At 73.6% G+C, this 12357-nt stretch carries 9 protein-coding genes and 1 pseudogene; 6 read left to right on the plus strand and 4 right to left on the minus strand.

Going from position 1 to position 12357, the window contains the following annotated elements; all coding sequences use genetic code 11:
• Window positions 1–239 precede the first annotated feature (239 nt).
• Window positions 240–593: pseudogene (locus tag AYX06_RS20875) on the plus strand (molybdopterin-dependent oxidoreductase); the annotation flags it as partial.
• A 499-nt stretch (window positions 594–1092) separates the two neighbouring features.
• On the opposite strand, the gene AYX06_RS12090 reads toward AYX06_RS20875, so the two are convergent.
• Both AYX06_RS12090 and AYX06_RS12095 read right to left on the minus strand, forming a co-directional pair.
• On the minus strand, window positions 1093–2118 hold the full coding sequence (locus tag AYX06_RS12090; protein WP_084271605.1) for a LacI family DNA-binding transcriptional regulator: 1026 nt from the start codon (window positions 2116–2118) through the stop codon (window positions 1093–1095).
• Window positions 2115–3842 (minus strand): glycoside hydrolase family 13 protein, encoded by a 1728-nt coding sequence (locus AYX06_RS12095; RefSeq protein ID WP_062735982.1) that lies wholly within the window; start codon window positions 3840–3842, stop codon window positions 2115–2117. The genes AYX06_RS12090 and AYX06_RS12095 overlap by 4 nt, the downstream gene beginning before the upstream one ends.
• A gap of 239 nt (window positions 3843–4081) precedes the next feature.
• Here AYX06_RS12095 and AYX06_RS12100 point away from each other — a divergent pair, with 239 nt between their 5' ends.
• The 4 genes from AYX06_RS12100 to AYX06_RS12115 are packed head-to-tail and all read left to right on the plus strand — an operon-like array spanning window position 4082 to window position 8924.
• Window positions 4082–5314, plus strand: coding sequence for a sugar ABC transporter substrate-binding protein (locus AYX06_RS12100; RefSeq protein ID WP_062735983.1), 1233 nt, complete (start codon window positions 4082–4084; stop codon window positions 5312–5314).
• Window positions 5311–6942: an ABC transporter permease subunit gene (locus AYX06_RS12105; protein ID WP_062735984.1), complete on the plus strand. Its 1632-nt coding sequence runs from the start codon at window positions 5311–5313 to the stop codon at window positions 6940–6942. The genes AYX06_RS12100 and AYX06_RS12105 overlap by 4 nt, the downstream gene beginning before the upstream one ends.
• A 1-nt stretch (window position 6943) precedes the next feature.
• Entirely contained in the window at window positions 6944–7852 is a 909-nt protein-coding gene (locus tag AYX06_RS12110; RefSeq protein ID WP_232319302.1) for a sugar ABC transporter permease, read from the plus strand.
• Window positions 7853–7907: 55 nt separating this feature from the next.
• Window positions 7908–8924, plus strand: coding sequence for a magnesium and cobalt transport protein CorA (locus AYX06_RS12115; protein WP_062735985.1), 1017 nt, complete (start codon window positions 7908–7910; stop codon window positions 8922–8924).
• Window positions 8925–8964: 40 nt separating this feature from the next.
• Here AYX06_RS12115 and AYX06_RS12120 read toward each other — a convergent pair whose 3' ends face one another.
• Window positions 8965–9798 (minus strand): ABC transporter permease, encoded by an 834-nt coding sequence (locus AYX06_RS12120; protein WP_198161400.1) that lies wholly within the window; start codon window positions 9796–9798, stop codon window positions 8965–8967.
• Entirely contained in the window at window positions 9795–10844 is a 1050-nt protein-coding gene (locus tag AYX06_RS12125; protein WP_186815644.1) for an ABC transporter ATP-binding protein, read from the minus strand. The genes AYX06_RS12120 and AYX06_RS12125 overlap by 4 nt, the downstream gene beginning before the upstream one ends.
• Before the next feature lie 71 nt (window positions 10845–10915).
• Here AYX06_RS12125 and AYX06_RS12130 point away from each other — a divergent pair, with 71 nt between their 5' ends.
• The gene (locus AYX06_RS12130) at window positions 10916–12208 is read left to right on the plus strand and encodes an MFS transporter (protein ID WP_062735986.1); all 1293 of its coding nucleotides are present in this window, start codon (window positions 10916–10918) and stop codon (window positions 12206–12208) included.
• Window positions 12209–12357: the final 149 nt, after the last annotated feature.

A 12357-nucleotide genomic window follows, 5' to 3' on the forward strand; every position in this document is an offset into this window, starting at 1 on the left:
GCGCGGCCGCCGGGGTCACCGGGCGCTGGGCCTCCGCCGCGGCCGCCCGGGTGCCCGCGGCGCGGGAGATGCTGCGGATCCCCGCCCCGGCGGTGCCGGAGACGATCCCCGCCGGCACGGACCTCGGGGTCCCGGGCGTGGAGCCGTGGCTGACCCCCGCCGAGGACTTCTACCGCATCGACACCGCCCTGGCCGTCCCGCGGATCGACGTGGCCGAGTGGGAGCTGCGGATCCACGGCATGGTCGACCGGGAGCTGACGCTGCGCTTCGAGGACCTCACCGGACGGGCGCTGCTCGAGCGCGCCGTGACGCTGGCGTGCGTGTCCAACCCCGTGGGCGGGGACCTGGTGGGCAACGCGGTGTGGACGGGCGTGCCCCTCCAGGAGCTGCTGGCGGAGGCCGGCGTGCAGCCGGGCGCGGACATGGTCCTGTCCACCTCCCAGGACGGGTTCACCGCCGGGACCCCGCTCGAGGCGCTGCTGGACCCGGGCCGCGACGCCCTGCTGGCGGTGACCATGAACGGGGAGCCCCTGCCGTTCGAGCACGGCTACCCGGTGCGCATGGTGGTCTCCGGCCTCTACGGCTACGTTTCCGCGACCAAGTGGCTGGTGGACCTGAAGGTCACCCGCTTCGACCGCGACGAGGGCTACTGGACCCCGCGCGGCTGGTCGGCGCGCGGGCCGATCAAGACCGCCTCCCGGATCGAGGTGCCCCGGGACGGGGACCGCGTGGACGCCGGGGAGGTCGTCCTCGCCGGCACGGCCTGGGCCCAGGACACCGGGATCGCCGCCGTGCAGGTCAGCGTGGACGGCGGACCCTGGCAGGAGGCGGACCTGGGCGAGGTGCCCTCCGACGACACCTGGCGGCAGTGGGTGCTGCGCACCGGGCTGCCCGGCGGCCGGCACACCGCGCGGGTGCGGGCGGTGGACCGGGACGGGACCGTCCAGACCGCCGAGCAGGCCCCCGCCGGCCCCGGACGGGGCCTCCGGGTGGCACGAGCGGACGTTCACGGTGGCCTGACCGTCCCCCGGCCCGTCCGGGCCGAGCGCCCCGGCGCCCCGGGGGACCCGCCGGGGCGTTGCCGGGCCGGGGTCAGGGGCCGGCGGAGCCGGGGACCGGACCGGTGGAGGAGCGCACGACGAAGTGCGCCGGGAGCACCTCGTGCACCGGCTCGCGGTTCGTCCCGCCCAGGTGCTCCAGCAGCCGCTCGACGGCGTGCACCCCCTGCTCCCGGGCGTGCTGGTCGATGGTGGTCAGCCCGAAGGCCTCCCCGATGGGGTGGGCGTCGACGCCGATCACGGACAGCTCCCCGGGCACGGTCAGGCCGAGGTCGCGCGCCGCCAGGATCGTCCCGGCGGCCATCTCGTCGGAGGCCGCGAAGATCGCGGTGGGGCGGTCGGCGGGGTCGGCCAGCAGGTTCTTGGCCCGCTGGTAGGCGTCGGTGAAGGTGTAGTCCGCGACGACGGACCAGGCCGGGTCGACCGCCAGCCCGGCGGCGGCCATGGCCCCCTCCCAACCGGCGCGGCGGTCGCTGGACATGGGGAAGTGGCTGCCGAACTCCTCGGCGCCGCCGAGGTGGGCGATCCGGCGGTGGCCGAGCGCGATCAGGTGCTCGGTCGCGCGGCGCCCGACGTCGTGGTCGTCGATGCTGATGGTGGGCGCGCCCACCAGGGGCCCGCCCACGCCGAGCACGGGGATCCCGGCGGCGAACAGCTGCCGCGTCTCGGCCGGGTTCAGGTGCAGGGAGATCGCCACGGCGGCGTCGAGCCGCTTGCGCAGCAGGAAGTCGGTCAGCACCGTCTCCCGGTAGCGGTCGCCCTCGAAGTTGTAGAGGGACAGGTCGTACCCGGCTTCCATGAGCGCCCCGGCCACGCCCTCGAGCACCGTGGAGAAGTACCACCGGTCCACGTAGGGCAGCACCACCCCGATGTTGCGGCTGCGCCCGCTGGCCAGGCTGGAGGCGTGGTAGGACACCACGAAGCCCAGCTCGTGGGCGGCCTGCTGCACCCGCGCCCGGGCCCGGGAGGACACGTGGCCCTTGCCGCTGAGGGCGCGGGAGACCGTGGCCGTGGACACCCCGGCCCGGGCGGCGACGTCCTGGAGCCGCGGGGGGCTCACGGACCCGTCGTGCCGTGGTCCTCCGTCTGCAGCCATATGCACTCCTCCGGGTTCAGGACGTGGGGCGCGGACGTCCCGGGACGGCTGCGCAGCAGCACCGGCAGGTCCGGCAGCTCCACCGCGGTGGCCCCGGTGTTCAGCATCACCAGGACGTCGTTGTTGACCAGGCCGAGGCAGCCCGGCCCGCCGAGGTCCTCCACCCAGGCCAGCGAGCCCGACCCGAGCCCGTGCGCCCGCCGCAGCGCCAGGGCGGCGCGGTAGAGGGACAGCGTGGAGGCCGGGTCCTCCCGCTGCGCCTCGCGCGAGAGCTCCGCCCAGCCCTCGGGCTGCGGGAGCCAGGACCTGCCGTTGGCACTGTAGCCCAGGGACGCGCCGGAGCGGGTCCACGGCAGCGGCACCCGGCAGCCGTCGCGGCCGAGCCGCGCCCCGCCGGTGCGGTGGTAGGTGGGGTCCTGGCGGACCTCGGCGGGCAGGCCCGTGTGGTCCGGCAGCCCGAGCTCCTCCCCCTGGTACAGGTAGACGCCGCCCGGCAGCCCGAGCATGAGCAGGGAGGCGGCGTCCGCCCGCCGGGCACCGCGGGCGTGGTCCGGCTGCTCGTCCTCGGGGCCGATGCCGTCGCCGGGCCGGGCCGGGTTCCCGCCCAGACCGAGACGGGTCGCGTGGCGCACCACGTCGTGGTTGGACAGCACCCAGGTGGTCGGGGCCCCGACGGCGTCGAAGGCCTCGAGGGAGGAGGTGATGATCCGCCGCAGCTGCGCCGTGTCCCAGGGCGCGGCCAGGTAGGAGAAGTTGAAGGTCTGGTGCATCTGGTCCGGGCGCACCCAGTCGGCCAGCCGGCTCAGCGGCTCCACACTGGCCTCGGCGCAGAGGATCCGCTCGCCGTCGTACTCCGCCAGCACCTCGCGCCAGCGGCGGTAGATGTCGTGGATCTGCGGCTGGCCGAACATCGGGGCGTCGGTGAAGGGGTAGCCGGGGACGCTGCCGCCGTCGGCGCGCCCGCCCCAGTCGGGCAGGCCCTTCGCCTTGATCAGCGCGTGGGCCACGTCCACCCGGAAGCCGGCGACACCGCGGTCGAGCCAGAAGCGCAGGATCCGCTCGAACTCCTGCCGGACGAGCTCGCTGTCCCAGTCGAAGTCCGGCTGGGAGGAGTCGAACAGGTGCAGGTACCACTGTCCGGGGGCTCCGCCGGGCTCCGTCACCCGGGTCCAGGCCGGGCCCCCGAAGTGGGACTGCCAGTTGTTCGGGGGCAGCTCCCCGGACGCGCCCCGGCCGTCCCGGAAGACGAACAGTCCGCGCTCGGGGCTGCCCGGCCCCGCCGCCAGGGCCCGCTGGAACAGCACGTGCTCGGTGGAGCAGTGGTTGGGGACCAGGTCGACGATCACCTTCACGGACAGCGCGTCCGCCGCGGCCACCAGGGCGTCGAAGTCGGCCAGGGTCCCGAGGGCGGGGTCGACGTCGCAGTAGTCGCTCACGTCGTAGCCGCCGTCGCGCTGCGGGGACGGGTAGAAGGGCGAGAGCCACAGGGCGTCGATGTCGAGCTCGGCCAGCTGCCCCAGCTCGGCGGTGATGCCGGCGAGGTCGCCGAGGCCGTCCCCGTCGAGGTCCCGGAAGGAGCGCGGGTACACCTGGTAGATCACCGAGGAGCGCCACCACTTCGGCTCCCGGTCGCGGTCGTGGAGAGGGGTGAGGCGCAGGGACGGCAGCGCACCTGAGGTCGTCAGCATGTGAGGCATCTTACGGTCCGGAGCGCCGTTGTGGAAACGCTTGCACACGTTCTGTGCTGGCCAGTGGCGGGACCGAGTGCTGTGGACAGAGATCGTGATATCGCTTACAGTAGTGACCTGTCTCACTCAGCGCGGTGCGAGCGCCGCACCGGAGCCCCGGTGACCGGCAGCTCCCGGCCCGCGCCGCCCCGTCGCCGACCGGACGCCCCGATCGCGCCCGACCCCGAGGAACCCCCACCATGAAACGCATCCCCCGGACGGCCGTCGCGGCCGCGGCCGTGCTCCTGCTCGCCGGGTGCTCCTCCGCGCCCACGGCCGGAGTCGCCGGTCTGGCCGGCGGGCCCGGCAGCATCAGGATCCAGGCCGGCGACGACGAGATCCCGGCCCTGCGCGAGATCGCCGCGGACTTCACCGCGGACTCCGGGGTGGAGGTGGAGTTCGTCCAGCGGGAGGTCAACGCGCAGGCGATCTCCAACTTCATCTCCCAGTCGCCCACGGGGCAGGCCCCGGACATCATCGTCTCGCCGCACGACAACCTCGGCCAGCTGGCCTCCAACGGCGTGGTGGTCCCGGTGGAGCTGGGCGAGCGCGCCGGGGACTTCTCGGCGAACGCCCGCGACGCCGTGGTCTACGACGGCGTCAGCTACGGGGTGCCCTACGCGATCGAGAACGTGGCGCTGCTGCGCAACAACGCGCTCACCACCGAGGACCCGGCCAGCTTCGACGAGCTGCGGGCCGTCGGCCACCGGCTCATGGACGAGCAGGGCATCGAGTACCCGTTCACGGTCAGCCAGTCCGCGGAGGCCGGGGACCCGTACCACCTGTACGCCCTGCAGACCTCCTTCGGCGCCGAGGTGTTCGAGCGCACCGAGGAGGGGGAGTACACCGGCACCCTGACCATGGGCGGCGCGGACGGGCACGCCTTCGCCCGCTACCTGCAGGACCTCGGGGAGACCGGGGACCTGCGCACGTCCATGAGCCCGGACATCGCCAAGGAGTCCTTCCTCACCGGGGAGTCCGCCTTCCACCTGGGCGGGCCCTGGGAGCTGACCGACGTCGAGGCCGCCGGGATGGACGTGAGCGTCCTGCCCGTGCCCCCGGCCGGGGACGAGCAGTCCCGCCCGTTCGTGGGCGTCCAGGCGTTCTTCGTCAACGCCCACGCCGCCAACCCGGTCGCCGCCCAGGACTTCGCCGCCAACTACCTCACCCGCCCCGAGGCCCAGACGGCCCTGTACGAGAGCACGGGCCGGCCGCCGGCCAGCCAGGTGGCCGTCGACCGGATGCAGGGCGACCCCCTGCGCTCGGCCTACGCGCGGATCGCCGAGTCGGGCCTGCCCATGCCGGCCATTCCCGAGATGGGCGCCGTGTGGAGCTTCTGGGGCACCACCGAGAACGCCGTCGTGGACGGGCGCGGGGACCCCGTGCAGCTGTGGGACCGCATGATCGACAACATCGAAGGACAGATCTCATGAGCACGAGCACCACCACCCGGGACGGGACGGCCGCCGCCGGGACGACCGGCGGGGACACCGGGCCCGGCGCCCCCCGCGAGCGCCGGCACGCCCACTCCCGGGGGTTCGGCCCGGGCTTCGTGGTCAAGCTGGTCCTGATGGCGCTGATCAACGCCATCGGCCTCTTCGGCATCCTGGCGGCCTGGGCCGCCGGCAGCTGGGGCATCCTGGTGTTCCTCGTCGCGGCCCTCCTCGCCGCCGATCTCGTGTACTTCCTGCCGGCCCGGAAGCTGCTGCCCGCCAAGTACCTGTTCCCCGGGCTCGTCTTCCTGCTGGTCTTCCAGGTCTTCGTGCTGGTCTACACCGCCGCCACGGCGTTCACGAACTACGGGGACGGGCACAACGCCACCAAGGACGCGGCGATCACCCAGCTCACCACCACGTACGAGCAGCGGGTCGAGGGCTCGGAGGCGTACGCCGTCACGGTGCTCGAGGGCCCCGACGGGCTGGCGCTGGCCGCCGTGCAGGACGACCGGGTGCTCGTGGGCGCGGCGGACCGGCCACTGGCCCCGCTCGAGGGGGCCGCGGTCACGGACGGGCGCGTCGTCGAGGCGCCCGGCTACGAGGTGCTCTCCTACGGGGAGGTCGTCGGCGCCCAGGACGAGCTCGGGGAGCTGCGGGTCCCGGTGAGCGGGCAGGCCGAGGACGGTGCGCTGCGCACCGACGACGGCCGCACCGCCTACGCCTACGAGCCCACGCTCACCTACGACGAGGCCGCCGACGCGATGGTCGCCGCGGACGGCACCGTCTACGCCGACAACGGCGAGGGCGCGTTCGCCGGTCCCGACGGCGAGGCCCTGCGCCCCGGCTGGCGGGTGTTCGTGGGCCTGGACAACTTCGGGGCGATCTTCGACCCGGCCGTCCTGGGCGGGCCGTTCGTCGCCGTGACCCTGTGGACCTTCGCCTTCGCCGTCCTCTCGGTGGCGCTGACCTTCTTCCTGGGCCTGCTCCTGGCGATCCTGTTCAACGACGAGAAGCTGAGGTTCCGCAACGTCTACCGCGCGATCGTCTTCCTGCCGTACGCCTTCCCCGCGTTCCTGTCCATCCTCATCTGGGCCGGCCTGCTCAACACGGACTTCGGCTTCGTCAACGAGGTCCTGCTGGGCGGGACGGGGGTGCCCTGGTTGGAGAACCCCTGGCTGGCCAAGCTCTCGCTGCTGCTGGTCAACCTGTGGCTGGGCTTCCCGTACATGTTCCTCGTGACCACCGGGGCCCTGCAGGCCATCCCCGGGGAGCTCTACGAGTCGGCGGAGATGGACGGGGCCGGCCCGGTGCGCCAGTTCGGCTCGATCACCCTGCCGATGCTCATGGTGGCCGTGGGTCCGCTGCTCATCGCGTCCTTCGCCATGAACTTCAACAACTTCAACGTGATCTACCTGCTCACCGGCGGCGGCCCGCAGGACCTGGAGTCCACCACCGGGGTGGGCGCCACGGACATCCTCATCTCGTTCGTCTACAAGATCGCGTTCGCCGGGGGCACCAACGACTACGGTCTGGCCTCGGCCCTGTCCATCCTCATCTTCATCATGGTGGCCGTCGTCTCCGCGCTGACGTTCCGCCGCAGCAAGGCTCTCGAGGAGATCAGCTGACATGCCCATCCCCACCACACCCACCACACCCACCACGCCCCCGCGCCCGAAGCTCTCCGCGGGCCGGCGCTTCGCCCGCGGCGGGTGGAAGCACCTGGCCGCGGTCGCCGCGTGCGTCTTCGCCCTCTTCCCGCTGGTCTACGCCTTCTCCGCGTCGCTGTCCGCCTCGGGGTCCCTGCTGGGGTCCAACCAGCTGTTCTCGGACATCACGGGGGCCAACTACGCCAACCTGCTCAGCGACCCGCAGAACCCCTACCTGACCTGGTTCGGGAACTCGCTGTTCGTCTCGGTCAGCACGGCCGTGGGCACGGTGCTGATGGGCGCGGCCGCGGCCTACGCGTTCTCCCGCTTCCGCTTCCGCTCCCGCCGGGGCGGGCTGCTGGCCCTGCTGGTGATCCAGATGTTCCCGCAGCTGCTGGCGTTCGTGGCCATCTTCCTGCTGCTGTTCGCGATCTCCGAGGTCTACCCGGTCCTGGGCCTGAACTCCCGGCTGGGCCTGGTCGCCGTCTACCTGGGCGGGGCGCTGGGGGCCAACACGTTCCTCATGTACGGCTTCTTCAACACGATCCCCAGGGACCTGGACGAGGCCGCGGAGCTCGACGGCGCCTCCCACGCCCAGATCTACTGGACCATGATCCTGCCGCTGGTCACCCCCATCCTCGTGGTGGTCGGGATGCTGTCCTTCATCGCGTCCTTCTCGGACTTCCTGCTCGCCCAGATCGTGCTGCAGGACCCGGAGAAGTACACGCTGGCCGTGGGGCTCTACCAGTTCGTCTCCGTGCAGTTCGGGGAGAACTGGGGCGTGTTCACCGCCGGGGCGATCCTGGCGGCGATCCCGGTGGTCGTGCTGTTCCTGTTCCTGCAGCGCTACATCGTCTCCGGGCTCACCGGCGGCGCCGTGAAGGGCTGAGCCCGGACCCTGCCATGATGGGGCGGGACCCGGAACGGACGGAAGGCGGTGCGCGGTGACGCTGGTGGACAACGCGGTGTACGTGGGCGGGGTGCGGACCTCCAGCCCGCGCGACCTCGACGCGACCTACGCGGCCCTGCGCGCCCGCGGCGGCATGGCGTGGATCGGTCTCTACCGCCCCGGGACCGCCGAGGTGCAGTCCGTGGCCCAGGAGTTCGGCCTGCACCCCCTCGCCGTCGAGGACGCCCTCAAGGGCCACCAGCGCGCCAAGCTGGAGCGCTTCGGGGACACCCTCTTCGTGGTGCTGCGCCCGGCCCGCTACCTGGACGACGTGGAGAAGGTGGAGTTCGGGGAGCTGCACGTCTTCGTGGGCGCCGACTTCGTGGTCACCGTCCGGCACGCCGAGTCCCCCGACCTGGCCGCGGTGCGCCACCGGCTGGAGACCTCGCCGGAGCTGCTGCGGATGGGGCCGCAGGCGGTGCTGTACGGGATCCTCGACGAGGTGGTCGACCGCTACCTGCCCGTCCTGGCGGGGCTGGAGAACGACATCGACGAGATCGAGGACGAGATCTTCGCCGCGGACCAGGACGTCTCCCGCCGCATCTACGAGCTCTCCCGCGAGGTGATCGAGTTCCAGCGCGCCGTGCACCCGCTGGTGCACATGCTCGACGCCCTGCAGCGCGGCTCCGAGAAGTACGGCCTGGACGCGGAGCTGCAGACCCGGCTGCGGGACGTGCAGGACCACGCCATCCGCGCCGCGGACCGCGCCGACTCGTTCCGTGCGCTGCTGCAGAACGCCCTCACGGTGCACGCCACCCTGGTGGGGCAGCGGCAGAACGACGAGATGCAGCGGCTCACCGAGTCCGCCCTGGCGCAGAGCGAGGAGGTCAAGCGGATCTCCTCCTGGGCGGCCATCCTCTTCGCCCCCACCCTGGTGGGCACGGTGTACGGCATGAACTTCGAGCACATGCCGGAGCTCGCGTGGCCGCTGGGCTATCCGTTCGCGCTGCTGGCCATGCTCGGCATGGGCGTGGCGCTCTACGGGGTGTTCAAGTGGAAGAAGTGGCTGTGAACGGCGCCGGGGGACCGTCCCGGCGCGCGCACGGCGGGCCTCAGATGCTGTGGCGCATCGCGCGGATCCCCACGGCCAGCCCCAGGGCGGCCAGCGCGGCCGCCGCGAGCGCGCCCGCCGCCACGGCGGGGTCGGCGAACCGGCCGTTGAACAGGGCCCGCTCGGCGTCGACCATGTAGGTGAGCGGGTTGAACCGGGAGAGCACCTGCATCCAGCGCGGGCCGGCCTCGAGCGGCAGGAGCATCCCGGAGAGCAGCATGAGCGGGAACAGCAGCCCCTGCTGCACGGTCCAGAACATCCAGTCCCGGTTCCTGGAGACGATGGCCAGGGCGTAGCTCAGCGCGCCCAGCCCCACCCCGAAGACCGCGAGGATCGCCAGGCCGACCATCATCCCGGGCAGGGACGGGCGGAAGCCGAAGAGCGCGGCCACCCCGCAGAGCACCAGGGCCTGCAGCACCAGCGGCACCATCTCCTTGCACGCCCGCCCCACCATGAGGGACGAGCGGGTCACCGGGGCCACGAGCATCCGTTCGTGCGCCCCGGACTGGATCTCGAACAGCAGGTTCGATCCGGTCATCGCGGTGCCGAACAGCGCGATCATCACCACGATGCCCGGCACGAACCACTGGAACGCCTGGTCGAGGGGCAGCCCGGTCATCCCGCCCAGGAGCGGGCCGAAGAGGGCCAGGAACATCAGCGGCTGCACGAGCGAGAAGACCACGCTGAAGGGGTCGCGGACCACCGGGCGCAGCTCGCGGACGAAGACGCTGACGGAGTCGTGCAGCACCCCGGCCGGGCGGGCCTGGGCGGTGCCGCCGGTGACGCCGGCGGAGGCGCCGGCGGACGGCTCGCGGGGAGGCGGAACGGCGGTCACGGGGTCGCTCCCACGCTCGGGGCCTCGGCGGCCGGGTCGGCCTCGGGCGGGCTCGGGTCCTCCTCGCGCAGGCTCCGGCCGGTGAGCCGCAGGAAGACGTCGTCGAGGGTGGGACGGGCCAGCTCCGCGGTCCGCGCCGGGTGGCCGTTGCGGTCGAGCTCGCGCAGCAGGCCCGGCAGCACGCGCTCGCCGTGGTCGACGGCGACGACGACGCGCGTGCCCGCCCCGGACGCGGTCGCCTCCGGCTCGGCGGCGGCGGCCCCGGCGGCGCGGGCCGCGGCCCGGACCACCGCCGTCGCCGCGTCCGGGGCGGCGTCCACGGTCAGGGTGATCCGGTCGCCGGCGAGGTCGCTCTTCAGCCGGGACGCGGTGTCGTCGGCAATGATCCGGCCCCGGTCCACGACCATGACCCGCTCGGCGAACTGGTCCGCCTCGTCCAGGTAGTGGGTCGTGAGGAACAGGGTGGAGCCGTAGCGCCGGCGCAGCTCGAGGATGTGCTCCCACAGGTTCGCCCGCGACTGCGGGTCCAGCCCGGTCGTGGGCTCGTCGAGGAAGAGCAGCTGGGGGCCGGGGATCAGGCCCAGGGCGATGTCCACGCGCCGGCGCTGGCCGCCGGAGAGCTTCATGGTGGGCCGGCGGACGAGCTCCCCGAGGCCGAGCACCTCCACGAGCTCGTCCACGCGGCGCCGGGTCTCCGCCCGGCCCAGCCCGTAGAACGCGCCCTGGCTGAGCAGCTCGTCGCCCACCCGCTGGTACTGCCCGGCCCCGTTCTTCTGCCCGATGTAGCCGATGCGGGCGCGCACCTCCGCCGGTTGCCGGGCGACGTCGAACCCGCAGACGGTGGCGGTGCCGCCGGTGGGCCGCAGCAGCGTGGTGAGCATGCGCAGGGACGTGGACTTGCCCGCCCCGTTGGGCCCCAGGAACGCGGTCAGCGTTCCGGGCGCCACGTCCATGGTCAGGTCGCGCACCGCGTCGACGATCCGGCCGCCGGGCCCGCGGAAGCTCTTGCTCAGCCCCCGGGCGCTGATGATGGGTGGGGTGCTCATGGGTCCACGGTAGAAGGCTTTCCGGCCGGATGGTGGCCGCACCGGGGCGGACAGCCCATAGAGTTCAGGGCGTGACCCTCCAGACCACCACCTTCGACCCCGCGCGGGTCCGGCGCGCCCGGATCGCGGTGTCCGCCTTCTTCCTCACCAACGGCGCCCTCTACGCGAACCTCCTGCCCCGCCTGCCGGAGGTCAAGGAGGCGTTCGGCCTCTCCAACACCCTGTACGGGTTCCTCGTGGTGGCGTTCCCCCTCGGGGCGATCCTGGTGGGCGCCCTCCCGGCCCGGGCCATCCGCCGCTTCGGCTCCGGGCACGTCGCGGCGCTGGGCACCGTGCTGCTCTCCGTGTGCCTGGCCGCCGCCGGGGCCGGCGCCGGCCTGGGCGCCGGAACGCAGGCCGGGGTGGTCGTGTTCCTCGCGGCCATGTTCCTGGGCGGGGCGCTGGACGCCCACGTGGACACCGCCCAGAACGCCCAGGGGATGGAGGTGCAGCGGGCCCGGGGCCGCTCGATCATCAACTCCCTGCACGCCCTCTGGAGCCTGGGCGCGGTGCTCGGCGGGCTGATGGGCGCCGCCGCGCTGGCCCTCGGCGTCCCGCTCGGGTGGCACCTCCCGGTGAGCGGGCTCGTCTGGAGCGCGGTCGCCCTGGTGGCGCTGCGCTCCGCCCTGACCCCAGCCGAGGGCACGGCCCTGCGCACGGTGGACCTCCCGGCGGAGCCGGAGACCGGGGACCCGGCGGACGCCGCGCCCCACCGGCAGCAGCGGCGCGCCGGGACCGGGCACCGGTCGGCGGGGCGCATCGTCGTCGTCAGCCTCCTGCCCGTGGCCGTGATCGCGATGGCCGGGGTCATGGTGGAGGACGCGGGGATGAACTGGTCGGCGGTCTACCTCAACGCCGAGCTCGGCGCCCCGCTGGCCACCGCCGGGCTGGGCCTGGTGGCGCTGATGGCCGCCCAGTTCGTGGGCCGGATGCTCGGGGACCCCCTGACCGACCGCTGGGGCCGGGTCGCCGTGGCCCGGGCCGGCGCCGCCCTGAGCGCGCTCGGCCTGCTCCTGGTGGTCCTCGCCCCGGTCCCGGCCGTGGCGGTGGCCGGCTTCGCGGTGGCCGGCTTCGGCTGCGCGACCCTCGTGCCCGCCGCCTTCCACGCCGCCGACGACATCCCGGGCCTGCGCACCGGGACGGGCCTGGCGCTGGTCAGCTGGCTGATGCGGATCAGCTTCCTGAGCCTGTCCCCGGCCATCGGGGTGCTCTCCGACGCCGTGGGGCTGCGGGCCGCCCTCGTGGTGGTGCCGGTCTTCGCCCTCGTCGCGGCGCTGACGGCCGGGGTGCTGCGCGACGGGCCGGCGGCCTCGCCCCGGGACTGATCGGGGGCCTATCCTGGCTGCACCAGGCACCACCACTTCTTCCGCTGACGGGTCCCGCGTGCCCGCCGCCGCACCCGCCGCGGCGGGCTCTCGCCCTGCCCACCCGTCCCCGTCCTGAGGAGCCCGGCCCGTCCGGCCGCGCGGCTCCG

Origin of the sequence: Kocuria turfanensis, from assembly GCF_001580365.1 — a bacterium.
Classification (GTDB): domain Bacteria; phylum Actinomycetota; class Actinomycetes; order Actinomycetales; family Micrococcaceae; genus Kocuria; species Kocuria turfanensis.

Bases quoted from the DNA above. Each gene is read 5' to 3' on its own strand.
- AYX06_RS12095 (WP_062735982.1), bottom strand. From the start codon at position 3,842: ATGCTGACGACCTCAGGTGCGCTGCCGTCCCTGCGCCTCACCCCTCTC.
- AYX06_RS12100 (WP_062735983.1), top strand. From the start codon at position 4,082: ATGAAACGCATCCCCCGGACGGCCGTCGCGGCCGCGGCCGTGCTCCTG.
- AYX06_RS12105 (WP_062735984.1), top strand. From the start codon at position 5,311: ATGAGCACGAGCACCACCACCCGGGACGGGACGGCCGCCGCCGGGACG.
- AYX06_RS12110 (WP_232319302.1), top strand. From the start codon at position 6,944: ATGCCCATCCCCACCACACCCACCACACCCACCACGCCCCCGCGCCCG.
- AYX06_RS12125 (WP_186815644.1), bottom strand. From the start codon at position 10,844: ATGAGCACCCCACCCATCATCAGCGCCCGGGGGCTGAGCAAGAGCTTC.